We start from the raw sequence: 21,448 nt of genomic DNA, 5'->3' as shown, positions 1-21,448 counted from the left end.
ATGTCATGACGCGAGAAGCGAGCCGGATCGGCGGACTCGGTGAGCGGGCCGTGCTGTTGGCCGTGGGCCTGGCGGATCTGGGGGTGAGCACGCTGGGCGCCGCCCTGGGCACGGCGCAAGGGCTGCTGCGCCGCTCGGACACCTCCGAGCTGGCGGCGGAGGCCGAGAACGATCTGCTGGCGCGCGGGCGCCTGGTGCGGGACCGGTTCGCGACCGTGCCCCCGGCCCACCTGGAGACCCTGGCCCGGCACACGCTGGCTCGACGGGCCGCCGATGACATCTGACCTGTGGGAACCCGCGCGGTTCAAGGACCGCGTCGATGTGATTTTGCGTCAGTTCGTCGGCCAGGAGGCCGAGCTGTTCGCGGACATCGACCCCCTGCTCGGTCCGGTGGCCGACCAGCTGGAGGCGGCGGTCGCGGACGGCAAGCGGCTGCGGGCGGCGTTCTGTTACTGGGGCTGGCGCGGTGCGGGCCAGCCCGATAGCGACGCTCTGGTGCGGGCGGCGGCCTCGATGGAGCTGGTGCATGCCGCCGCTGTCGTGCACGACGACCTCATCGACGACAGCCCGATGCGGCACGGCCGGCCCACCGCCCACGTCGCACTGCGCGGCACCGTCCTCGACCGCCCGCGCGCCTCGGCGTCCGCCAGGTCGCTGGCGATGCTGGTGGGCGATCTGCTGATGGGGCTCGCCGGACAGTTGTTCGCCACCAGCGGTCTGCCCGCCGCCTATCTGGCCCGGGCCCGCCCCCTGTGGTCGGCACTGACCCGGGAGCTGATCGCGGGCGAGTGCCTGGAGATCCTGCGTACCGGCACGGACCCGGACACCGCGGCCTCGTTGAAGGTGATCCGGTACAAGACCGCCAAGTACACCGTCGAGCAGCCCCTGTTGATCGGTGGCGCCCTGGCCGGCGCGGCCGGTCGGCTCCGCGAGGGCTACTCCGCGTACGGCCTGCCGCTGGGCGAGGCGTTCCAACTGCGGGACGACCTCCTCGGCCTCTTCGGCAACCCGGAGCGCACCGGCAAGGCCAACGCCGACGACGTGCGCGGTCAGCGGCCCACGGCACTGCTCGCCGAGACCTGGCGCCTCGCCGGTGCCGACGACCGGGACCGGTTGCGCGCCCTGCTGGGCCGGCCCGATCTGGACGCGGAGGGCCTGCGCGCCGTACGCGACATGATGCGCGAACTCAGGACGCCCGACCGCATCGAGGACATGATCACCGTCCGCGTCCGGGAGGCGCTGGACGCTCTGCACACAGCGGAGGTGTCGGCGCCCGCCGCCAGAGCCCTGACGGCGCTGGCCCATTCGGCGGCGGCCCGCCTGTCCTGACGCCCGCGCGAGCAGCGCGCGTCGACGTCAACCCGCACCCAACCCGAGAACGAGGAGCCCAGTCATGCTGCACACCGAGGCATCGATGACCGCCCTGCGCGAGCCCGGAGACGAACTCGCCGACGCCACCGTCGCCACGCTCTTCGAACGCGGGGAGGTGGGCAAGTTCAACACGCTGATGCGGTACGTCTCCACCGCCGGGGCTCCCCTGCCGGAAGGGCTGCCGGACGCCGCCCGGGAGTACCTCGCGGCCACGAGCTGTCCGCCGGCCTGGGTGGACTGGGGCGAGATGGAGAAGGCCCGGCTGTTCTTCATCGACAACAACGTGCACATCTCCACGGCCCTCTCCTTCGCCTCCATGCCCGCCTGCTACGTCGTGCCGGCCGTGGCGAAGCTGCTGTCGACGACCCACGGACTGGCGTACCCCTCCAAGCGGATGGCGGAGACGGGCCAGTTCACCGTCTATCTGATGCAGCCGGGGGCCTTCGAGGCGGGCAGCCGCTTCATCCCGGCCGCGCAGAAGGTCCGCCTGCTGCACGCGTCCATCCGCCACCACCTCAAGCGCGAGAACCGCTGGGACACCGAGACGCTCGGGACGCCGATCTGTCAGGAGGACCTGATCGGCGGGCAGATGTTCTTCTCGCTGCTCGTGCTGGACAGCCTGCACCGCCTGAACATCCACATGTCGACGGAGGGCGCGGAGGCCTACTACTACGCCTGGCGTGTGGTCGGGGCGATGCTCGGGATCGACCAGGACGCGGTCCCCAAGACGCTCGACGAAGCCCGCCAGTTCCTCGACCTGTACATGATCCGGCACATGGGGCCCTCCGAGGAAGGCGCACACCTGACCCGGCAGCTCATCGACCTCTACGAGGAAGTCGTGCCCGGCACCTTCTTCGACCCGGTCGTCTCCGCCCTCATCCGCTACCTCATCGGCGACACCTGCGCCGACTGGCTGCGCGTACCCAGCACCGCGTGGGACACCGTCGTGAAGACCGTCCCCCACCTCCTCGGTGTGCTGGAGGCCATCGAGGACCGCTCGCCTCTCGGCGCCTGGGCGCTGGACCGCCTCGGCAGCCTCACCGCCGTCCTGGAGCTGTCCTCCCTCACACGCGGACGCGTCATGCACTACGCCATCCCCGAAGAACTCAGGAAGGAATACGACGTCTCCAGCACGCCGCCCCGCGCCCGCCGGTGGATCCCGCCGACGTCCACCGTCTCGTAGTCCGTCAGTCCGTGCTGGAACGGATGGTGAAGACCTGATCCAGGCCGGCGACGGTGAGGATGCGCAAGGTGTTGGCGGGGACGTCGACCAGGGCCAGGTCGGCGCCGGCGGTGTGGGCGCGACGACGGGCGGCGAGGAGGGCGGTAATACCGCTGGAGTCGCAGAACTCCAGGCCGGACAGGTCGATGACCAGGCTCTGCCCCGCGCTCAGGGCCAGCGCTTCGACCTGCTCGCGCAAGGACGCGGCCTGCTGGTAGTCGAGGGCGCCTGCCACGTGCAGCACGGGTCCGGCCTCGGCGTCCCGGCGGATGATGTTCAGTGGGCTCATCGTGGTTGCTTCGTTGTCGAGTGGTCGGTCGCAGGGGCGGTCCTGCGGGCGGGGACTCCGAGGGCGAGCAGAGCGGTGTCGTCGTCAAGGCCCTCGCCGAAGCCCTCCAGCAGCTCTGTCAGCGAGGCGACCACCTCCCCCGCCGAGGAAGCTGCCGGGGAGGCAGAGGCCGGGTCGGCGAAGAAGGCGCGCAGCGCGTCATCGCCGAACATACTCTCGCGGCTTCGCCCGGCGCGGGCCTCGGTAAGGCCGTCGGTGTAGAGCAGAATCGTATCGCCGGGACCGAGCGTGGTCTCCGCCGTGCTGAAGGACGCATCCGGCAGGGCGCCCACGAGCAGGCCGCCAGGTGTGGGGAGGTAGTCCGCGCGTCCTTCGCCGCGTACCACCAGTGCCGGAGGATGGCCACCGGAAGCGAGCCGGATGGTGGTGCGGCCCTCGCCCGGTTCGATGACGCCGAAGATGGCGGTGCAGTAGCGGGGGTCGCCGCCTGCGGTGTACCGGTCGTGCAGGACGGCGTTCAGCGTGGCCAGCGCCACGGCGGGTTCGGGGTCGTGGAGAGCGGCCGCCCGCAGGGTGTAGCGGGTCAGCGACGTGAGCGAGGCCGCTTGGGGCCCCTTGCCCGACACGTCTCCCAGGAAGAACGCCCAGCGGCCCTCGCCCAGGGGGAACAGGTCGTAGAAGTCGCCGCCCAGAAGGTCCGGGGACGCGGTGTGGTAGTAGACCGCTGTCTCCAGGCCCGGTACGACGGGCAGCGAGGAGGGGACGAGCGTCTGCTGGAGAGCGGCGAGCGCGTCGGCGAGCCGTTCGCGGTCGGCCTCGGCCTGGCGGCGCGCCTGCTCCGCCTCCGCGCGCGACCGCTCGGCCTCGGCACGCGCCCTTTCGGCCTCCGCGCGCGCCTGCTCGGCCTCTTCGCGGCGGCGCAGGAGCTCCTGCTCGTAGGCGCGCCGGTCGGAGGCGTCGAAGACGGTGGTGCGGATCAGCAGGGGCTCGCCCTGGCCGCCGTACTTGATCACGGAGGAGACCAGCACCGGCAGCCGTCGGCCGTCGGCGGTCTTCATCTCCAGAGCGATGCCGCCCAGTTCGCCCTGCATGCGCAGCAGCGGCGCGAAGTGCGTCTCGTGATACAGCTTCCCGCCGACGGTCAGCAGGTCGGCGAAGCGCGCCTCGCCCACGACCGCCTCGCGTTCCATGCCCAGCCAGTCCAGCAGCGTGGCGTTGATCTTGGCGATGGTGCCGTCCATCAGCGTCGACAAGTAGCCGCAGGGCGCCGACTCGTAGAGGTCCTCGGCACTGTCCTCCAGCAGCGCCGTGAACGCGGCGTTGGTACCGGCCGCGCCTCCGGCTCCCGTCGGCTCTCCGCCCGAGCGGCACATCACCGCGGGTCCTCCAGGGATTCGAGGAAATCGAGGATCGCCTCGACGGTGGCCTCCGGAGCGCTCAGCTGCGGGCAGTGACCGGTGGCGTCCAGAGTGACCAGCCGGGAGGAGGGAATCGCGTCGCGCACGTACGCGCCGACCTCGCGGGGGGCGATCACGTCCTCGGCGCACTCCAGGACGAGGGTCGGCACGGTCACGCTCCGCAGGTCCGCACGGCTGTCGGACAGGAAGGTGGTCCGGGCGAAGACGCGGGCGATCTCGGGGTCGGTGGCGCAGAAGCTGTTGGTCAGTTCCTCCCCGAGCTCCGGTCGCTCCGGGTTGCCCATGATCACCGGGGCCATCGTGGCGGACCAGCCCAGGTAGTTCGACTCCAGCGAGCCCAGCAGTTCGTCGATGTCCTCCGCGGTGAAACCACCGCGGTACCCGTCGTCGTCGATGTAGCAGGGCGAGGGAGTCACCATCACCAGCGCCCCGATCCGCTCCGGCGCCGAACGCGCGGCCATCACCCCGACCATCGCGCTCACCGAGTGACCGACGAACACCGCCCGCTCCAGATCCAGCTCCTCGCAGACCTCCACCACGTCCTCGGCGTAGCCGTGGAGCGAGGAGTACCGCTCCTCGCTCCAGGCCGACAGGTCCGAGCCCCCCGAGCCGACGTAGTCGAAGAGCACGACCCGGTACCGCTTCGCCAGCGCCGGCACCGCGAGCCGCCACATGTTCTGGTCGCAGCCGAACCCGTGCGCCAGGACCACCGCCGGTGCGTCAGCGGGGCCGGTGACTGTCACGTTGTTCCTGTGGCGAATGTCCATACCAGTCATCCTCGCATCCGCCTCCCCCGCGGGCCTCAGCGGCCGCGGGCGGGGGCCGAGCCGCACTCTCGGGGGCGATTTTCAGCCAACGTTAGTGCAGCGCTCAACAGTCGGCCAGGACCGGTCTGGCTGGGTTCGAAGGTGATCAATAACCTGATGCGCGTTGCCTGTACCGACCAAGGAGCTCTATGTCCGCCGCGCAGCAGGTCCCCGACATCCTCTCGCCCGAGTTCGCCAAGGACCCCTACCCGGCCTATCGGGCGATGCGGGAGAAGGCACCGCTCTTCTGGCACGAGGCGACACAGAGCTGGGTCGTCTCGCGGTACGAGGATGTCGAGCGCGTGTTCAAGGACAAGGGCTCGCAGTTCACCACCGACAACTACGACTGGCAGATCGAGCCCGTCCACGGCAAGACCATCCTCCAGCTCAGCGGCCGGGAGCACGCCGTGCGGCGCGCTCTCGTCGCGCCCGCCTTCCGCGGCAGCGATCTCCAGGAGAAGTTCCTGCCCGTCATCGAGCGCAACTCCCGCGAACTCATCGACACGTTCCGGCACACCGGCGCCGTGGACCTCGTCGAGGGCTACGCCACCCGCTTTCCCGTGAACGTGATCGCCGACATGCTGGGCCTCGACAAGGCCGACCACGCGCGCTTCCACGGCTGGTACACCACGGTGATCGCGTTCCTCGGCAACCTGGCGGGCGATCCGGAGGTCGCGGCCGCCGGTGAGCGGACCCGGGTGGAGTTCGCCGAGTACATGATCCCGATCATCCAGGAGCGCCGCGAGCACCTCGGCGACGATCTGCTGTCCACTCTGTGCGCCGCCGAGGTCGACGGCGTACGGATGAGCGACGAGGACATCAAGGCCTTCTGCAGCCTGTTGCTCGCCGCCGGCGGCGAGACCACGGACAAGGCGATCGCCAGTATCTTCGCCAACCTCCTGACCCACCCGGAACAACTCGACGCCGTCCGGCAGGACCGTACGCTGATCGCCCGCGCGTTCGCCGAGACGCTGCGCCACACGCCGCCCGTCCACATGATCATGCGGCAGTCGGCGACCGATGTGGAACTCAGCGGCGGTACGGTCCCCGCCGGTGCCACCGTGACCTGCCTGATCGGCTCCGCCAACCGCGACGAGCGGCGCTACCGCGAGCCGGACCGCTTCGACATCTTCCGGGACGACCTGACCACTACGACCGCGTTCTCCGCCGCCGCGGACCATCTCTCCTTCGCGCTCGGCCGCCACTTCTGCGTCGGCGCGCTGCTGGCCAAGGCCGAGGTGGAGATCGGTGTCGGTCAGCTCCTGGACGCCATGCCCGACGTACGGCTCGCCGAGAGCTTCGATCCGGTGGAACAGGGGGTGTTCACCCGGGGACCGCAGTCGCTGCCGGTGCGGTTCACCCCCGTCACCGCCTGACCCCGGGGCGGGGCGCCACCCGCACGGGCGGCGCCCCGCCCGGACTCAGTGCGTCACCGGCGTGAACCGCACCGGCAGCGACATCAGGCCGCGCATCCAGATGGACGGGCGCCAGGTCAGCTCCTCGGGCTCCACCGCGAGGACGAGGTCGGGCAGGCGCTCCAGGAGCGTCTCGACCGCGGTCCGGGCGATGACATCGGCGAGCAGGGGCGCCGGGTAGGGGCAGCGGTGCTCGCCGTGGCTGAAGGAGAGGTGGGCGGAGTTCTCCGGACCCACGTGCGCATCGGGCCAGATCTGCGGGTCGGTGTTGGCCGCCGCGAGACCGAGCACCAGACAGTCGCCCGCCCGGATCTGCCGCCCGCCGAGCTGGGTGTCACGCACCGCCCAGCGCCCGATGAAGTTCTGCGTGGGCGTGTCCAGCCACAGCACTTCGTTGAGCGCCTCGCCGACGCTCAGCCGCCCGCCGGACACGTTGAGGGCGAACCGCTCGTCGGTCAGCATCAGCCGCAGCGTGTTGCAGATCCAGTTGGCCGTCGGCTGCTGGGCCGCCGCGATGATGGAGATCAGGTCCTGGACGATCTCCTCGTCGGTGAGCCCCGCGGGATGCAGCAGCATCCGCGAGGTGACGTCAGCGCCGGGCCTCTCCCGCTTCTCCTTGACCAGGAGCTGGATCCGCTCGCCGACACGGGTGTACGCCGCGACGGGGTCGTCCCCCTCCGCCGCGTCGAGGGAGATCCGCAGGTCGTCCACGAGCTGCTGCGTGTCGGTGCCCGTCTCGGGCATGCCGCACATCTGTACCGCGGCCCGCATGGGGAGTGCGTGGGCGTACGCGCTCATCAGTTCCGCCTGCCCGCTGCCGGCGAACGCCGCGATCAGCCGGTCGGCGATCCGGCCGCTGTCCCGGGCGAGTTCGAACTGGTCGACCCCCTCCAGCGCCTCCGTGATCACGCCGGCCCGCCGCCGGTGCTCCTCACCCTCGGTGAACAGGACCGACGGCTGGTAGCCGACGAACGGCATCAGCGGCCAGTCGGCGGGGATGCGGTCCCACTGGTTCCAGCGGCGCGAGTCCCGGGCGAACAGCTCGTCGTGGCCGGTCACATAGCTGACCTCGGAGTAGCCGAGGACCAGCCACGCGGGCACGTCGCCGTCGAGCAGCACCGGCGCGACCGCGCCGTGCTCACGGCGCAGGCTGCGGTAGAGCTGCGCGGGCGTCTGCTGGTACTCCAGGCCACCCAGGCGTACGCCGCCCGCGTGAGCGGGGCATCCCGGGGGCGGGGCGCTCTGCTCGAAGGGGGATCCGGTCGGCTCGGTCACGGTGTCATCTCCTGGGCCATGGCCAGTTTGTAGAGGTGGTCCACGAGGGTGATCAGGACGTCCTTGCCCGACGATCTCACCCGCGCGTCACAGTCGATCAGCGGCACATGGCCGGGCAGCGCGAGGGCCTGGCGGATCTCCTCCAGCGAGTGCCGGGAGGTGTCGTCGTCGAACCTGTTCACCGCCACTACGAACGGCGTCCTGTGGTGTTCGAGACGGTCGATCGCGTACCAGGAGTCGTCCATCCGCCGGGTGTCGACCAGGACGACCGCGCCCAGCGTGCCGGCGAAGAGCCGGTCCCACAGGAACCAGAAGCGCTCCTGGCCCGGTGCGCCGAACAGATAGAGCACCACGCGTTCGTTGAGGCTGATCCGGCCGAAGTCGAACGCCACCGTCGTCGTGGTCTTGCCGGCGACCTCGGACGTCTCGTCGACACCGATACCGGCCTGCGTCATCACCTCTTCGGTGTTCAGCGGGCGGATCTCGCTGACCGACCGCACCAGCGTGGTCTTGCCGACCCCGAATCCGCCCACGACCACGATCTTCAGGCCGGTCTCGGCGGTGTCGGACAGAGGAGTACGGGCGGGCAGCTCAGAGGTTGCGGAGCCCATGGAGCACCTCCTTGAGAAGGGCGGATTCGGGGATCGAGGCGACCGCGTCGGCCGCGCGGGGGTGGCGGGCGGTGATCCGGCTCGTCGCGAGCAGGTCGCCCAGCAGAATCCGCACCACGGTGATCGGCAGTCTGAGCTCGGCGGCGATCTCCACCACGGCCGTGGGGTGGCGGCACAGGTCGAGGATCCGGGCGTGCTCCGACTGCATCCCCGCGGTGGGCTCGCACTCGCTCACCACCAGGGTGACCAGGTCGAACGAGTCGTCGTCGGCCCGGCTGCGGCCACCGGTGACCGTATAGAGCCGGTCGGGGTCACCGATGTCCACGGGCCCGCGCGGCGTCACGAGGAGGCGCTGCCTTCGCGCTCGGCGCGCGGCTCGGCGCGCAGGTGCTCCCCGATCTGCTCCACGAGCTCCGTCATCTGGTGGCCCACGACGCCCGGGTCGGCGTTCTCGTCCGCCACGACCGCCAGGTGCGCTCCCTGCCCCGCCTCGACGATGAAGAGAAGCCCGCCGTGGAACTCCGTCATGGAGTGCCGGACACCGCCGGTCCCGTCACCGAACTCCGCGGAGGCGCCCTGGGCCAGTGCCTGGATGCCGGAGCAGATCGCCGACAGTTGGTCGGCCTGGTCGAGCGTCAGATGCTCGCTCCAGCACAGCTTCAGGCCGTCCCGGGAGAGCACCAGGGCGTGCCGCGTGCCGGGGGTGCGCTGGAGAAGGCTCTGAAGGAGCCAGGTCAGGCTGTTGTCAGTGGTCTGCATGGTGGGTGGGGCGAGGTGCGCCGGGCGTGCCCGGTCACCGGCCCGTGCCTCCAATCTCACGATCTTGAGCGGGGGGAAGAAGGGGCGCCGGACCCGGGCGCCGTGCGGGGGGCTGCGGTCTACTGGGCCGGTGGCGGCCCGGAGTCTGCGGGGAAGCCGGGGGCGTCCGGGGCGTCGGGCGTGGCGGGGAATCCCGGGGCGTGGCCCCCGGCGCGCCGGGCGCGGTGGAAGGCGCCGAAACGGGATCCGGCGTCGCGGGCCGGCCGGTCCGCGTCGCCGGGGAGCGTCCCGGCGCCCGGCGCGGAGGCGGCATCGGACGACGCCTTGCGCTGGCGGCGCTCGCGGTCCGCCTCGGCCATGGTGCGGCCCGGGGCGCGTACCGGCAGGCCGTTCGGCGTGGCCGCGGGGGCGGCCGCGGGCGGGTCCTGCGCCGGCGGGGAGGCGATGTCCGCGGCGGTGGGCCGTGCGGGGGCCGGGGGCACCGCGGGAGCCAGGGGCGCCTCGGGGGTTTCGGAGAGGATGGGGGTCTCCTCGGCCGCCGGGGCGAGTACCTCCGGGACGGTCGCTGCCGGGACCGGCGGGGGCGTCGGCGCGGCATTCCGGCGTACCGGCTGCTGCGGGGCGGGGTCGCGCTGCTGGGCGAGGAGCTGCGGCGGCAGGAGGACCACAACGCCCGTGCCGCCTCGGGAGGACGGGCGGAAGTTGACGCTCATGCCGTACTTGGCGGCGAGGCGGCCGACCACGGCGAGGCCGAGGCGGGTGCCCTGGAGCGAGGCGAGGTCCGTCATCCGCCCGGAGACGGACTCCTCGGCCCGGCGCATCGCCGCGTCGGCCATCCGCAGGCCACTGTCCTCGATCGTCACGACGATGCCGGCGCTGCGTTCCTCCACATAGACGTGCACCTCGTCGATGGGCGGGGAGAAGTTCGCCGCGTTGTCCATGAGTTCGGCGAGCAGGTGCATGACGCTCTCCGCCGCGAACCCGGCGACCGCGACGGTCGTCGAGCAGTGCAGCCGCACCCGCTGGTAGGCGGAGATGCGGCCGACGGCGCCCCGCAGGATGCTCTCCATGACGATCGGCTTGTTCCACGCCCGGCTGGAGCGGCCGCCCATGAGCAGGGCGAGACGGTCGGTCATCAGACCCAGTTGGGACGTGCTGTGATCCAGGCGCAGCAGGTCGCCGAAGACCTCCACGCCATGCCGCTCCTGCATGTCCCGCAGGTCGGCGAGCATGCTCACGGACTTGGCCTGTACGCGGCTGAGCGCCTTGGCCGAGGCGGCCTGCGCGGCGGCGGCGCGCCGCTCGCTGTGGGCCAGCTCTCGCACGAACGACTCCGCGGGCAGGCGCAGCAGTGGGTTCTGCGGCCACTGGAGCCCCGCGAGAACGGTGTCGGCGGAGGCACCCTCGCGCAGCTGCTCGATCGCGGTGGGCAGCGTCACCTTCGTGAGGAGGTCGAACTCCTCTGTGGCCTGCGCCAGTTGTTCCTGCGCCCGGCCGCGCTGGGCCTCAAGGGCACCGGCGTGCCGAACCGATTCCTCTACGACGGAGGCGAACGTCTGGATGATCTGGCGTAGTTGGGCGTCCGACGGAGGTGCCGTGTGCGCCAGGGCCTCCGCCGCGCCCGCGCCGTCGCGCAGCTGCTTCACGAGGACGGGGAGCGTGACGTTCACGAAATGCGCGGACTCGGCGCCCTGGCGGCCCAGCTGAGCCTTCAGGGTGTCGGCCTCGGCGCGGTCCGCCGCGGCGGATCGGCGTATTCGCTGACCGGCCGCGGAGCTGACGAGCAGACAGACGGCCAGGCACAGCCAGCCGGCCGTGATCGAGGCCGCCGTCCAGCCACGGGCGGCGTCCGGTGCCGTGGCAGCCGCGGCGGCACCGGCGCCGCCGGTGACCACCAGCACGCCGAGGGGCACGGCCCACGCGGGGCGCCCCGCCTTCGCTGTGCGGCGCGGGCTGGGAGGAGCAGGCACTGACATTCAGCGGTCCCTCGGTCCTTGAGTGCAGGAGAACAACGAGCCGATCGTTACGCCTCGGTCGCGGCCCGGAGGGGCACGCCAAGGGGACGACGATCTTCCGGGCCACATCGCGCCATGCTAGCCACCCGTTCGGGCGTAAACGTCAGCGAGGTGGATCAGGCGGTCTCGTGGAGAAGTTCGTCGCGATCTCGCCCCCTCGAACGTACGTCAGTGGTAGAGGAGTTCGGCGATGTCGGCGTGCTACCCATCGGCTCGCGTCTGCTCGGCCTCGGTACGCACCCACCGCGCCTCAGTGGGTACACGGAGTGGTGCACTGATCCGTTCGCCCCCGCCGCATAGGAGGAGTTCATGCCCGGCATGATCACGAAGATCAAGGAGTTCGTCCGGAGCCCGCAGGGCCGGCGCACCGTCGAACAGGTGCGTCGCGCCTCCGCCGATCCGCGGCGGCGGGCCCAGGCTCAGCGGTTCCTGGGCAGGCTGCGCCGACGGTGACCACACAGCCCATGGGCCCGCCCGGGGCCGTGAAGGCCCCGGGCGGGCCCGGGTGTCAGACGGTGCGTCGGCTCAGACCGCGGCGGGGAAGCGGTCCCACACGCGGTGGCTGCCGAGGAGCTGCGCCACCTGCTCCAGGGCCTCCACGCCGCTGCCGGCGAGCACCACACCGGGCGCCGCGTCGGTGATCCCGGCCGCTCGAAGCGCCGCGTCCGCTCCCGCCCAGCCGCCGATCGCCTTGCCGTGGCGGTAGACCTCGGCCGCCATCAGCATGACCCGCGGGTCGACGGCGGTGCCGGGGCTCGTCGGCTCACCGGCCTTGGCGTCCCGGGCTCCGTACGCGTCGGCCCCCGGCGCCGGGGAACCGGCGAGCAGGAGCGCGTCGAACTCGACGGAGCGCGCGTTGGCGAACGTCCGCTGTACGGCGATGGGGTCCTTGCCCGCGTCCAGCAGGCCGCCGGTGGGGGCGATGACGAGCGGGACCATGCCCGCGTCCAGCACCGCACGGCGTGCCGAGCGGATCCCGTCGAGGTCGGTCTCCCCGTCGGTGACGATGCCGACGATGCGGCCCTCCACCGGCCAGGTCTGCCCGAGCTGGGACAGGGCCGGGCTGGGCTCGGTGTCCGCGAGGGCCACGGTCGGCTCCGGGGCGGGCAGGCCGAGCCCGTCGGCGACCTGGCCGCAGAGCTGCGGGTCGATGTTGGCCAGGACCTGGAGCGCGCGCTCCTTGATGGCCTGCTCGTAGCACTTGCTCAGCTCGAAGGTGTAGGCGGCGATGATGTGCTCCCGCTCGACGGGCGTCATCGAGCGCCAGAACAGCCGGGGTTGGCTGAAGTGGTCCGAGAAGGACTCCGGGGCTTCGCGGACCTTCTTCGCGGCCGGTACGTCGACGGGGACCTCGACGTACGCGCCGTTGTCCGCCCCGGCGAGGAACGGGCAGCCCCCGTCGAGCGAGTTGGGGCGGTACGGAGCGGTCCCCGCGTGGACGGCGGTCTGGTGCATGCCGTCACGCAGCATGTCGTTGACCGGCGCGTGGGTGCGGTTGATGGGGAGCTGCGCGAAGTTGGGGCCGCCGAGCCTGCTGATCTGCGTGTCCAGGTAGGAGAAGAGGCGGCCGGTGAGCAGCGGGTCGTCGGTGATGTCGATGCCGGGGACGAGGTGGCCGGGGTGGAAGGCGACCTGCTCGGTCTCGGCGAAGTAGTTGGTCGGGTTGGCGTTCAGCGTGAGCAGCCCGATGGGCTGCACGGGCGCCAGCTCCTCGGGGACGATGTTCGTCGGGTCCAGCAGGTCGATGCCTTCGAAGGTCTGCTCGGCGTTGTCGGGGAAGACCTGGATGCCGAGTTCCCACTGCGGGAAGGCCCCTGCCTCGATGGCGTCGGCGAGGTCGCGGCGGTGGAAGTCGGGGTCCATGCCGTTGGTGATCTGTGCTTCCTCCCAGGTCAGGGAGTGCACGCCGAGCTTCGGCTTCCAGTGGAACTTGACGAGGGTGGTGGCGCCCTCGTTGTTGACGAGCCGGAAGGTGTGGACCCCGAAGCCCTCCATCATGCGGTAGGAGCGCGGGATCCCCCGGTCCGACATGTTCCACAGAGTGTGGTGGGTCGCCTCCGTGTGGAGGGTCACGAAGTCCCAGAAGGTGTCGTGTGCGCTCTGGGCCTGCGGGATCTCCCGGTCGGGGTGCGGCTTGCCGGCGTGGATGATGTCGGGGAACTTGATGGCGTCCTGGATGAAGAAGACCGGGATGTTGTTGCCGACGAGGTCGAAGGTGCCTTCCTCGGTGTAGAACTTCGTGGCGAAGCCGCGGGTGTCGCGCACGGTGTCCGACGAACCGCGGGAGCCCAGCACCGTGGAGAAACGTACAAAGACGGGCGTCTCGGTGTCCTTGGCCAGGAAGGCCGCCTTGGTGACCTTGGCGGCCGTTCCGTATCCCTTGAAGATGCCGTGGGCCGCCGCTCCGCGCGCGTGCACGACCCGCTCGGGAATGCGTTCGTGGTCGAAGTGCGTGATCTTCTCACGCAGGTGGTGGTCCTGGAGCAGCACCGGCCCGCGGGCACCGGCCTTGAGCGAGTGGTCGCTGTCGTAGAGGCGGGCGCCCTGCGCCGTGGTGAGGTAGGCGCCGCTCTGGGCGCGGGCCGAAGCGGGGGCCCCCGTGGGCTTGCCCGTCGGGGACACGGCCTCGGGGGACTCCTGGTCCGGCTTCGCGGGCAGGGGCTCGTGCGGCTCGGTGGGCTCGGCGACCGACGGTGGCTGCGGGGCCGGCGCTCCGGGGATGTCGTTCCGCTTCTCATCGCTCATGGTGGCTCCAGTGGTGAGGGGGTGTCACAGCCATGGCCTCGTGAGGGCGGACCCAAACAAGGGCGTACGCCGTCCAGCCGTGCTTCTGTGGCGCTCCGGGCGGCGGCACGAGGCCGGGCGCGAGGACCGCGCGTGCGTGAGGACCGCACGTTCCAGGTGGACCTTCCACGCCTGCCGCCCCGTGTGCCCGAGGGCCACGGGGCGAAACGGAATACTCCGGCCGCGGCGAAGGCGGGGCGGTCGTCCGCCTTCGGCCGGTCAGGCGGCCAGGCCGGAGTCCTCCTGCGAGGTCACTCCCGCCAGCTGGGCCCGGGCCGAGGCGAGCGCCGCGTCGAGGGTCCGCGTGCCCGTGGAGACGCACAGGGTGTACGAGACGTCGTCCAGCCGTCGGCGGACCTCGGCGGAGTCCTCCTTGGCCTGGAGCTCTCCGAGCGTCGTGTGGGTTTCGAGCAGGGCGCGCAGGAACGAGGGGTGGGGCCTGAGCACGTCGTGATCCTTCCGTCCGGGGCGAGGAATCTCTGTTCTGTACGGGGAATCGCCGTTTTGGCTGTCCCCTTGTGCCCCGTCGAACGATCGGTAATCACAAGATTCCGGAATGGGCTCGCAAGGTGGCGGAGTGGCCCGAGTATCTCCGTGTCGCGGAGTCGTCGGAATTTCTCTGTGTTTTCGACGTCACTCTCAGGGCAACCGGTAGGAGCAGCGCACGGAACAGCACGCGGCAATTGCCCGTCGCACGACTCGCACCACAAGATTCCTTGGAGGCCCACACATGCTGAAGGCCATTGCAGACGTTCTCCGCTCGATCGGCGGAGCCATCGCCACGGTGGTCACGCTCCCGTTCCGCGCCATCGCGCGGCTCTTCGGCGGGGCCTCCGACACCGCTCACGGTCACCACTGACGTCCTTGCCGCACCGGCCCCAGGAAGGGACCGACTTCGCGGCTGTCGCCCAGCACGCTTAAGGCGCATACTTGAAATAATTCAGAGGGTCGGAGGATCCAATGATCGCACTCGGAATCATCCTGCTCGTTATCGGCCTGGTGGCCGGTATCTCCATCCTGTGGACCATCGGCGTCATACTGGTCATCATCGGTGCGGCTCTGTGGGTCCTCGGCTCCGTCGGCCACGCTGTCGGCGGCCGACGGCACTATTGGTGACAGCCGCGGCTGAGTGACGGGCGTCAGCGAGCTGGGTCCGCGGCGAGGTCGGCGCGGGCCAGTTCCAGGCACTCGCCCACGAACTCGGCGTAGGAGGCGAGCACTTCGGTACCCGCCTCCACCATGGCGTCGAGGAGCGGGGGCCGGTCGGTCAGGGCGGTCTCCAGCATGCGTCGGTCCAGCGCGATGTGGCCGACGTCCACGACGACGTGCTCGTCGAGGAAGGTGAACCGCGAGGCGTCGTCGCCCATGGTGCGCTTGCAGTTGACGACCAGGTCGACGGCGAATCCGGCCGAGAGCTGCTCCATCTCGTAGAGCGCGGCCACGGTGCACACCGGTTCCGTACCGCCGCTGAGGCGCTCGAAGAGCGCGTTGTAGCGGGCGGCGGAGGAGAGCGCCGGCGTGTTCGCGAGGATGTCCTCGGTGTCCAGGACGACGCCGCCCTTGCCGCCGAGCAGCGCGGCGGTGGAGCGGGCGTCGTCGACCATCAGCCGGTCGTGGCCCGTCTCGCCGCGGGCGTGCTTGATCAGCCCCTCCCCCACCGAGTCATGGCCGGCGTCCCGGGAACGGGCGCCGGCCGTCTCGATGACGCGCTGCATGTCACGGGTGACGTGCACGCCGTGCAGGCAGTAGCGGTAGTGCCATTGCAGGAACAGCCGGGCGTCGGTCTGCGGCGACCCCAGCTCCAGGACGGCGGGGTGTTCCGCGAACCCCTTCCTGGCTGCCTCGGCGCGCGCTTCGTACTGATCTAACACAGAGGGCATGTGTGGTCTCCTCCACGTGTCGGACGGGCCGGGTGGTGCGGCCGTCCAGTGTGCGCGGAGCTTCTGACGCGTGGCTGACGCTCCCCGTCCCCGCGACGCGTGGCCGACGCTCCCCGTCCCCGCTGACCGGCCCTCCGACGCCTCGGGAGATTCAGCCGGCCGCCTTCGCCACGTCGGCAGTCCGCGAGAGCGTCGGCCTCTCGGTGGCAGGCGGCGTGCGATAGGCGCGGAGCGAAGGGTTCACCGCGGCCACCGCTGCGATCATCAGGACGGCTGACAGGCCGCCGGAGACCAGCGCGAAGGACGCCGAGGTGGCCGACGCCAGCAGACCACCACGGAAGTTGCCCACCTCAGGGCCCGCGACCCCGATGACGTGCTCCACCGAGGAGACCCGGCCCCGGTACGCGTCCGGCGTCTCCAACTGGATCAAGGCGCTGCGGGTGACCACCGACACCGTGTCGGCGGCACCGGCCACCGCAAGGCAGGCGAGCGCCATCCACACCTGCCCCGCCAGGCCGAAGCCGGCCAGCGCCAGGCCCCACGTGGCGGCCGCGATCAGCTGCACCTGCCCGCTGCGGCGCCGCCGCGTCACGGCGCCGGACACCAGGCCGGCGCTGACGCCTCCAACCGCGACGGCCGAGAGGAACAGACCGAGGGTCTGCGGATCGCCGCCGAACCGGACCTCGTTGACCAGCGGGAAGAGCGCGATCGGCATGGCGAGCAGCGTCGCGGACAGGTCGGTGGCCATCGAGCCCCACAGGGTCGGGCGGCGCAGCACGACCTGCCAGCCGCCGCGCTCGGCCCGACGGCCGCCACCTCCCGCGCCGGGCCCCACGGGCTTCATGGTGGGGAGGCGGATCATCGCGAGCATCGAGATCGCGACGGCCACGGCCTGAGCGGCGTAGGCGGCGAAGAGGCCCCAGCGAGCGATGATCAGGCCGGCCAGCGCGGGACCGGCCAGCATCGCCGTCTGGAAGGAGAGGTTGGACAGTGCCAGACCGGCCGCCACCTGGTCGGACGGCAGCAGCCGGACGGGGAGGGTACGCCGGGCGGGGGCGCCGAGTGCGCCGCACGCCGTCCCTGTGGCGACCAGCGTGAGCAGCAGCACCACGTTCTGATGGCCCGCCAGGGCCTGGGCGCACAGCCCTGCCGCGACCAGCAGTTGACCCGCGGTGGTGGCGCGCACCACCGCGCGGCGGTCTGCGCGGTCGGCCAACGCGCCGCCGAGCAGCCCGAAGAGCACCATGGGCACGCCGGTGGCGAGCCCGATGGCGCCGGTGCCCACAGGGCTGCCGGTCAGCTCCCAGACATGGGCCAGCACCGCCACGGTGGCTATCTGCCCGCCGAGTTGGGAAGCCGCGGAGCCTGCCCACAGGTCACGGAACGTACGGCTGGCACGGAGTGGGCGGGTGTCGAGGAACCAGCCGCGCACCCTCATCCCGGTGGCTCGACGAGGTGGTGGAGGATCCGCTGCCGCATCGACCGGTGTTCCAGCGCCCGCCGCAGCTCCTCCACGACGACGGTCAGCGCGTACGGGACCTCCGCGTCCAGCTCGGCGACGGCCGCGTGGGTGGCGCGCCACTCGCTCTCGAGGAACGGGACCAGGGCCCGGCCGCGCTCGGTCAGGTCGATCCGCCGGGTGCGGGCGTCGGGCCCCGGCTCCGAGGTGACCAGGCCCTCCTTGCGCAGGGCGGCGATCGTCTGGCTGATCGCGGAGTGCGAGCGGTTCAGGGATTCCGCCAGTTCGCGGATGGTCAGCGGTCCGGTGTGGGCGAGCCGGATCAGCGGATAGGCGAACCGCGGCCGGACTCCCTCGATGCCGCGCTCGACATAGACCTGCTCGATCTCGGCGTCCATGGCGGCGAGCAGCTCGTGCAGCGACTGCCACGGGTCGGGCTGGGCCGTGGGGTCGAGCGGAGCCGTGGGGTCGGCCTGTGCCGCGTGGTCCGAATTTGTCACAGCGCTAATATAACAGCGCTTGGATAATGCCTCCTCGACCCGGCGGTGTCCGCGCGCCGGGCAGCGGATGAAATCATCGAGGAATGTCTGACCTGATCATTGCCGCCTGCGACGGAGCGGCCAAGAAGAACCCCGGGCCCGCCGCCTGGGCCTGGGTGGTCGCCGACGCCGAGGGGCACCCGCAGCGCTGGGAGGCCGGCCCGCTCGGCCACTCCACGAACAACGTGGCCGAACTGACCGCGCTGGCCGAGCTGTTGGAGGCCACGGATCCGGCGGTGCCCCTCGAAGTACGGATGGACAGTCAGTACGCGATGAACGCGGTCACCAAGTGGATCGCCACCTGGAAGCGCAACGGCTGGCTGACCGCGGCGAAGAAGCCCGTCGCCAACAAGGACCTCGTCGTACGCATCGACGCACTGCTGCAAGGCCGCGCCGTGACGTTCCGGCACGTGGCCGCCCACCGGGTGGACGGCGATCACCTCAACGCGATCGCCGATGTCGCGGCCAGCGACGTCGCGACGAGCCAGCAGCCCGCCGGCACCGCCCACGGGGCGCGGGAGATCCCCGCACCGCGTGCGGACCGCGTGACCGCCTCCCCCGCGGGCCGCGCGCCCAAGAAGGCCGCCGCCCGCGCGAGGAAGGGGGCGTCGGGCGCCGTCATCAAGGCGAAGTTTCCTGGCCGCTGCCACTGCCAGAAGCCGTATGCCGCCGGGGAGAAGATCGCGAAGAACGCGCACGGCTGGGGACACGTGGAGTGCCGGGACGCCGACGACTGACACCGGGCGACGCTCTCTGCAACGGTTCGGCAACCAGCTGTTCCCGGCCATGCGGAGGGCATTAAACCTGCCGGTTTCCGGGCAGGGGTACCTCTCGTACAGCTATTCCACAGGAGGACCGAAGGAGGGGAGGCTCATGCGGACGCAGCAGATCCGGCTCGATGACGGGCCGCCTGAGACGGCCACCTTCGACAAGGAGCCCCAAGCGGTCACCGACGCCCGGGACCTCACGCGCGGCTTCATCGCCGGGCTGACCCCGGCCGTCGGCGACCAGACCGCCGCGAGCATCGAACTCGTCGTCTCCGAGCTCATCACGAACGTCGTACGCCACGCCCGTGGCGCCCTGTGCTCGCTGCGTCTCCAGGCGCGGGCCGACGTCATCACCGTCATGGTCTCGGACGCGGACCCGCGAGCACCTCAGGAGCGCACGCCCGACCTCGTGGGGGGCACGGGCGGATTCGGCTGGCCCATGGTGCGGAACCTGGCCGAGGCCGTGAGCGTGACCCTCGGCGCGACCGGCAAGACCATCCGCGCGGAGCTGGCGAGGTAGGCCCTGGGGTTGGCCCCCGGAAGGATCGGGGGGCTGACCGCAGTGAGCCGGGACGTGGCCCACGCCTAGCGTGCGGTGCATGCGAACCAACATATTTTTACGGGCCGCTGTCGCCGCCACCGCGGTGCTGACCGTGGGGGCGGGCGCCTTGCCCGCGACGGCGAAACCCGCCGGGACGCCCGCCACGGCGGCCAAGCCGCTCGGGAAGTACTACGACCAGACCCTCGACTGGCACACCTGCACACTCGGTCCGGACGACACCACCGGACAGAAGCTCGACGCCGCGGGCGTCCAGTGCGCCGACGCCACCGTGCCCCTCGACTACTCCGACCCGGGCGGCAGGACCATCACCGTCGCCCTGTCCCGGCTGCGCGCCACGGACTCCGCGCACCGCGTCGGGCCCCTGCTGCTCAACAACGGCGGGCCGGGAGGACCGGGTCTCGACATGCCGCTCCTCGTCGGCGAGACCATGGGCAAGGTGGCCCGGAAGTACGACCTCATCGGCATGGACCCGCGGTTCGTGGGCCGCTCCACACCGCTGGACTGCGGCTGGGACGTCGGGTCGGCGGTCTTCTCGGCCGGCTCCGACCGCGCCGGATTCAAGCGGTCGGTGGCCCGTCAGCGCGAGCTGGCCGAGCGGTGCCGGCGCACGAACGGTGATGTGCTGCCGTACGTCACCACCCGCAACACCGCCCGCGACATGGACGTCATCAGGGGCGCCCTGGGCGCGAAGCGGATCTCCTACTTGGGCTTCTCCTACGGCAGTTACCTCGGCGCGGTCTACACCAAGATGTTCCCCGGCCGCACCGACCGCATGGTGCTCGACGGAGTCATCGACCCCGCCCGGTACAGCCAGACGCTCCTCGCGGACGCCACCGCGGCCAATGAGCGAGCGCTCCACGACTGGGCGGCCTGGGCGGCCGCCCGCGACGAGACCTACGGCCTCGGGAGCACGCCCGCCGCCGTGCGGGCCACCGTGGAACGCATCCAGGAGGCCGCCGCCGACAAGCCCTTGCGGGTCGGGAGGTTCCGGGTGGACGAGCACTACCTGCCCGTCGTCTACTTCGCCGGCCTGGGCAGCGACCTCGACACGCAACGGGCTCAGCTCGCCTCCGTGACCCGCACGCTCGCACGCGCGGCCGACCGGAACCGCGTGGAGCCGGGGCCCTGGCTGGCGAAGATGCTGGAAAGCCTCACGACCGAGGCGGGGTCGCACCAGGGCAGCGCGCAGACGGCCATCCTCTGTGGGGACGTCGCGACCCGGCGCGGGACGGAAAGCTACTGGCGTGACATACAGACCGCCCGGGACAGGGCGCCCTTCGCCAGTCCCCTGACGCACAACATCGCGACCTGCGAGTTCTGGGACCGCCCCGTCGAGGCGCCGACCGTGGTCGACAACGACGTGCCTGCGCTACTGGTCAACGCCACCGGTGACACGCGTACCACCTACTCCGGAGCGCGGCAGGTGCGCGAGAAGTGGTCGCGGTCCCGGCTGATCACCGTGCCCGACGCCAACCAGCACGGCGTCTACGCCGACTACGGGAACGCCTGTGCGGACAAGGGGGTGAACGCCTACCTGGACACCGGCAAGCTGCCGGCGCGCGATGTCACGTGCCGCGGGCGGTGAGACGCGTGAGCGGCCGCACCCTGTCCCACGAAGGCGCGGCCGCTCAGCTCACACGTGGCGCCGCCCACTGACCATTCAGCGACGCCTGTCAGGTTGTCACCCCTGCACCCATCGCCTGCCCGTCACCGAGGCGCTCACACCTGCCACGGGCGGCGGGTTTCGACAACTGTCCTTCGAGTCCTTCGAGTCAATTCGAGGCGGGCAGGAGCTGACGCCGTTCGCTCTGATGGCGGTATGTAGCCGGGGTGGACGCATCCTCACCCGCTCACGGCCGTTTGAGAGGTCATGAGCAACCAGAAGCGAGCCATCGCCGTCCTGACCCTCGCCGCAGCCGCCCTCGCCATGGGAGGCCCGGCCGAGGCCGCCGCGACCGCCGTCCACGAGGGCCCGGCGAAGGACAAGAGCGTGGGCACGGCCCTCGGCGAGACGCTGGCGGACCCGGGCACCACCAGCAAGCACGTCATCAAGGGCACCAAGCAGGGCCTCGCCATCGCCAAGGCGGGGTTCGAGGCCACACAGGGCAGCATGATGCCGAGGAACTGAACGTGAGCGGCCACTGATCCCTGGCCCGACCCACCCGAACGCCGGACCGACCCACCTGACCGCCGGGCCCGCCGACCTGATGGCCGGCGGGCCCGCGCCGTCACCGCCACGGGCCCCACGCCGTCACTCCGGCGAACCCAGCAGATCG

Annotated in this window: 24 protein-coding genes; 11 read left to right on the top strand and 13 right to left on the bottom strand. The window is 71.3% G+C overall.

The window, feature by feature from the left end:
- Window positions 1-5 precede the first annotated feature (5 nt).
- From CP975_RS33250 to CP975_RS33240, 3 genes are all read left to right on the top strand, one after another.
- Window positions 6-284, top strand: coding sequence for a hypothetical protein (locus tag CP975_RS33250; protein ID WP_055530965.1), 279 nt, complete (start codon window positions 6-8; stop codon window positions 282-284).
- On the top strand, window positions 274-1,329 hold the full coding sequence (locus tag CP975_RS33245) for a polyprenyl synthetase family protein (RefSeq protein WP_055530967.1): 1,056 nt from the start codon (window positions 274-276) through the stop codon (window positions 1,327-1,329). Before CP975_RS33250 ends, CP975_RS33245 begins: the two co-directional genes overlap by 11 nt.
- A gap of 64 nt (window positions 1,330-1,393) precedes the next feature.
- Window positions 1,394-2,554, top strand: a complete 1,161-nt coding sequence (locus tag CP975_RS33240) for an oxygenase MpaB family protein (protein ID WP_055530969.1) — start codon at window positions 1,394-1,396, stop codon at window positions 2,552-2,554.
- Between the two features lie 4 nt (window positions 2,555-2,558).
- On the opposite strand, the gene CP975_RS33235 is transcribed toward CP975_RS33240, so the two are convergent.
- Genes CP975_RS33235 through CP975_RS33225 form a run of 3 tightly spaced genes read right to left on the bottom strand, consistent with a single transcriptional unit; the run spans window position 2,559 to window position 5,067 of the window.
- Complete coding sequence (locus CP975_RS33235; RefSeq protein ID WP_055530971.1) at window positions 2,559-2,882, bottom strand: STAS domain-containing protein; 324 nt, start codon at window positions 2,880-2,882, stop codon at window positions 2,559-2,561.
- Window positions 2,879-4,255 (bottom strand): PP2C family protein-serine/threonine phosphatase, encoded by a 1,377-nt coding sequence (locus tag CP975_RS33230; protein ID WP_055530973.1) that lies wholly within the window; start codon window positions 4,253-4,255, stop codon window positions 2,879-2,881. Before CP975_RS33230 ends, CP975_RS33235 begins: the two co-directional genes overlap by 4 nt.
- Window positions 4,255-5,067: an alpha/beta fold hydrolase gene (locus CP975_RS33225; RefSeq protein ID WP_055530975.1), complete on the bottom strand. Its 813-nt coding sequence runs from the start codon at window positions 5,065-5,067 to the stop codon at window positions 4,255-4,257. The genes CP975_RS33230 and CP975_RS33225 overlap by 1 nt, the downstream gene beginning before the upstream one ends.
- Window positions 5,068-5,255: 188 nt before the next feature.
- On the opposite strand from CP975_RS33225, the gene CP975_RS33220 reads away from it, so the two are divergent.
- Window positions 5,256-6,482 carry a cytochrome P450 gene (locus CP975_RS33220; protein ID WP_055530977.1) on the top strand — a complete coding sequence of 409 codons (1,227 nt, stop codon included), beginning with the start codon at window positions 5,256-5,258 and terminating at the stop codon, window positions 6,480-6,482.
- A 45-nt stretch (window positions 6,483-6,527) separates the two neighbouring features.
- On the opposite strand, the gene CP975_RS33215 is transcribed toward CP975_RS33220, so the two are convergent.
- The 5 genes from CP975_RS33215 to CP975_RS33195 form a co-directional block, all read right to left on the bottom strand.
- On the bottom strand, window positions 6,528-7,796 hold the full coding sequence (locus tag CP975_RS33215) for a cytochrome P450 (RefSeq protein ID WP_055530979.1): 1,269 nt from the start codon (window positions 7,794-7,796) through the stop codon (window positions 6,528-6,530).
- A complete protein-coding gene (locus tag CP975_RS33210; protein ID WP_030776018.1) occupies window positions 7,793-8,407 on the bottom strand; it encodes a GTP-binding protein in 615 nt (204 codons plus the stop codon). The genes CP975_RS33215 and CP975_RS33210 overlap by 4 nt, the downstream gene beginning before the upstream one ends.
- Complete coding sequence (locus tag CP975_RS33205; protein WP_055530981.1) at window positions 8,388-8,750, bottom strand: DUF742 domain-containing protein; 363 nt, start codon at window positions 8,748-8,750, stop codon at window positions 8,388-8,390. Before CP975_RS33205 ends, CP975_RS33210 begins: the two co-directional genes overlap by 20 nt.
- Window positions 8,747-9,166, bottom strand: coding sequence for a roadblock/LC7 domain-containing protein (locus tag CP975_RS33200; protein ID WP_030776012.1), 420 nt, complete (start codon window positions 9,164-9,166; stop codon window positions 8,747-8,749). Before CP975_RS33200 ends, CP975_RS33205 begins: the two co-directional genes overlap by 4 nt.
- Window positions 9,167-9,285: 119 nt before the next feature.
- Complete coding sequence (locus CP975_RS33195; RefSeq protein ID WP_150477665.1) at window positions 9,286-11,142, bottom strand: sensor histidine kinase; 1,857 nt, start codon at window positions 11,140-11,142, stop codon at window positions 9,286-9,288.
- Window positions 11,143-11,490: 348 nt separating this feature from the next.
- On the opposite strand from CP975_RS33195, the gene CP975_RS35245 reads away from it, so the two are divergent.
- Window positions 11,491-11,634: a hypothetical protein gene (locus CP975_RS35245; RefSeq protein ID WP_167532774.1), complete on the top strand. Its 144-nt coding sequence runs from the start codon at window positions 11,491-11,493 to the stop codon at window positions 11,632-11,634.
- Between the two features lie 72 nt (window positions 11,635-11,706).
- Here CP975_RS35245 and CP975_RS33190 read toward each other — a convergent pair whose 3' ends face one another.
- Entirely contained in the window at window positions 11,707-13,926 is a 2,220-nt protein-coding gene (locus CP975_RS33190) for a catalase (protein ID WP_055536121.1), read from the bottom strand.
- Between the two features lie 258 nt (window positions 13,927-14,184).
- On the bottom strand, window positions 14,185-14,412 hold the full coding sequence (locus CP975_RS33185) for a DUF5133 domain-containing protein (RefSeq protein ID WP_055536120.1): 228 nt from the start codon (window positions 14,410-14,412) through the stop codon (window positions 14,185-14,187).
- A gap of 283 nt (window positions 14,413-14,695) precedes the next feature.
- Between CP975_RS33185 and CP975_RS36285 the strand changes: the two genes are divergently transcribed.
- On the top strand, window positions 14,696-14,824 hold the full coding sequence (locus CP975_RS36285; RefSeq protein ID WP_281292896.1) for an LPFR motif small protein: 129 nt from the start codon (window positions 14,696-14,698) through the stop codon (window positions 14,822-14,824).
- Between the two features lie 101 nt (window positions 14,825-14,925).
- A complete protein-coding gene (locus CP975_RS35240; protein ID WP_167532773.1) occupies window positions 14,926-15,081 on the top strand; it encodes a DUF6131 family protein in 156 nt (51 codons plus the stop codon).
- 23 nt (window positions 15,082-15,104) lie between these two features.
- On the opposite strand, the gene CP975_RS33175 is transcribed toward CP975_RS35240, so the two are convergent.
- The 3 genes from CP975_RS33175 to CP975_RS33165 form a co-directional block, all read right to left on the bottom strand.
- Window positions 15,105-15,845, bottom strand: a complete 741-nt coding sequence (locus CP975_RS33175; protein ID WP_055536119.1) for an iron-containing redox enzyme family protein — start codon at window positions 15,843-15,845, stop codon at window positions 15,105-15,107.
- A gap of 151 nt (window positions 15,846-15,996) precedes the next feature.
- Window positions 15,997-17,283 carry an MFS transporter gene (locus CP975_RS33170; protein WP_055536118.1) on the bottom strand — a complete coding sequence of 429 codons (1,287 nt, stop codon included), beginning with the start codon at window positions 17,281-17,283 and terminating at the stop codon, window positions 15,997-15,999.
- On the bottom strand, window positions 17,280-17,804 hold the full coding sequence (locus tag CP975_RS33165) for a MarR family winged helix-turn-helix transcriptional regulator (RefSeq protein WP_055536117.1): 525 nt from the start codon (window positions 17,802-17,804) through the stop codon (window positions 17,280-17,282). The genes CP975_RS33170 and CP975_RS33165 overlap by 4 nt, the downstream gene beginning before the upstream one ends.
- An 83-nt stretch (window positions 17,805-17,887) precedes the next feature.
- Between CP975_RS33165 and CP975_RS33160 the strand changes: the two genes are divergently transcribed.
- The 4 genes from CP975_RS33160 to CP975_RS33145 all read left to right on the top strand — a co-directional run bounded on the left by CP975_RS33160 (window position 17,888) and on the right by CP975_RS33145 (window position 21,300).
- Window positions 17,888-18,580: a ribonuclease H family protein gene (locus CP975_RS33160; protein ID WP_055536116.1), complete on the top strand. Its 693-nt coding sequence runs from the start codon at window positions 17,888-17,890 to the stop codon at window positions 18,578-18,580.
- Window positions 18,581-18,716: 136 nt separating this feature from the next.
- A complete protein-coding gene (locus CP975_RS33155; RefSeq protein WP_150477663.1) occupies window positions 18,717-19,130 on the top strand; it encodes an ATP-binding protein in 414 nt (137 codons plus the stop codon).
- 79 nt (window positions 19,131-19,209) lie between these two features.
- Window positions 19,210-20,757, top strand: coding sequence for an alpha/beta hydrolase (locus tag CP975_RS33150; protein ID WP_055536115.1), 1,548 nt, complete (start codon window positions 19,210-19,212; stop codon window positions 20,755-20,757).
- A 285-nt stretch (window positions 20,758-21,042) separates the two neighbouring features.
- Window positions 21,043-21,300 (top strand): hypothetical protein, encoded by a 258-nt coding sequence (locus CP975_RS33145; protein ID WP_055536114.1) that lies wholly within the window; start codon window positions 21,043-21,045, stop codon window positions 21,298-21,300.
- Window positions 21,301-21,448: the final 148 nt, after the last annotated feature.

The organism is Streptomyces alboniger, assembly GCF_008704395.1.
Lineage (GTDB): Bacteria > Actinomycetota > Actinomycetes > Streptomycetales > Streptomycetaceae > Streptomyces > Streptomyces alboniger.
Note: the sequence above shows the minus strand (reverse complement) of the source record. Positions and strands in the feature narration are given on the sequence as shown.

Excerpts from the sequence above, each read along its gene's own strand:
- CP975_RS33170 (WP_055536118.1), bottom strand. The coding sequence starts at position 17,283 with ATGAGGGTGCGCGGCTGGTTCCTCGACACCCGCCCACTCCGTGCCAGC.
- CP975_RS33150 (WP_055536115.1), top strand. The coding sequence starts at position 19,210 with ATGCGAACCAACATATTTTTACGGGCCGCTGTCGCCGCCACCGCGGTG.
- CP975_RS33235 (WP_055530971.1), bottom strand. The coding sequence starts at position 2,882 with ATGAGCCCACTGAACATCATCCGCCGGGACGCCGAGGCCGGACCCGTG.
- CP975_RS33210 (WP_030776018.1), bottom strand. The coding sequence starts at position 8,407 with ATGGGCTCCGCAACCTCTGAGCTGCCCGCCCGTACTCCTCTGTCCGAC.
- CP975_RS33240 (WP_055530969.1), top strand. The coding sequence starts at position 1,394 with ATGCTGCACACCGAGGCATCGATGACCGCCCTGCGCGAGCCCGGAGAC.
- CP975_RS33250 (WP_055530965.1), top strand. The coding sequence starts at position 6 with ATGACGCGAGAAGCGAGCCGGATCGGCGGACTCGGTGAGCGGGCCGTG.
- CP975_RS33155 (WP_150477663.1), top strand. The coding sequence starts at position 18,717 with ATGCGGACGCAGCAGATCCGGCTCGATGACGGGCCGCCTGAGACGGCC.
- CP975_RS36285 (WP_281292896.1), top strand. The coding sequence starts at position 14,696 with ATGCTGAAGGCCATTGCAGACGTTCTCCGCTCGATCGGCGGAGCCATC.
- CP975_RS35240 (WP_167532773.1), top strand. The coding sequence starts at position 14,926 with ATGATCGCACTCGGAATCATCCTGCTCGTTATCGGCCTGGTGGCCGGT.
- CP975_RS33160 (WP_055536116.1), top strand. The coding sequence starts at position 17,888 with ATGTCTGACCTGATCATTGCCGCCTGCGACGGAGCGGCCAAGAAGAAC.
- CP975_RS33225 (WP_055530975.1), bottom strand. The coding sequence starts at position 5,067 with ATGGACATTCGCCACAGGAACAACGTGACAGTCACCGGCCCCGCTGAC.
- CP975_RS33175 (WP_055536119.1), bottom strand. The coding sequence starts at position 15,845 with ATGCCCTCTGTGTTAGATCAGTACGAAGCGCGCGCCGAGGCAGCCAGG.
- CP975_RS35245 (WP_167532774.1), top strand. The coding sequence starts at position 11,491 with ATGCCCGGCATGATCACGAAGATCAAGGAGTTCGTCCGGAGCCCGCAG.
- CP975_RS33230 (WP_055530973.1), bottom strand. The coding sequence starts at position 4,255 with ATGTGCCGCTCGGGCGGAGAGCCGACGGGAGCCGGAGGCGCGGCCGGT.
- CP975_RS33145 (WP_055536114.1), top strand. The coding sequence starts at position 21,043 with ATGAGCAACCAGAAGCGAGCCATCGCCGTCCTGACCCTCGCCGCAGCC.
- CP975_RS33245 (WP_055530967.1), top strand. The coding sequence starts at position 274 with ATGACATCTGACCTGTGGGAACCCGCGCGGTTCAAGGACCGCGTCGAT.
- CP975_RS33200 (WP_030776012.1), bottom strand. The coding sequence starts at position 9,166 with ATGCAGACCACTGACAACAGCCTGACCTGGCTCCTTCAGAGCCTTCTC.
- CP975_RS33190 (WP_055536121.1), bottom strand. The coding sequence starts at position 13,926 with ATGAGCGATGAGAAGCGGAACGACATCCCCGGAGCGCCGGCCCCGCAG.
- CP975_RS33195 (WP_150477665.1), bottom strand. The coding sequence starts at position 11,142 with ATGTCAGTGCCTGCTCCTCCCAGCCCGCGCCGCACAGCGAAGGCGGGG.
- CP975_RS33220 (WP_055530977.1), top strand. The coding sequence starts at position 5,256 with ATGTCCGCCGCGCAGCAGGTCCCCGACATCCTCTCGCCCGAGTTCGCC.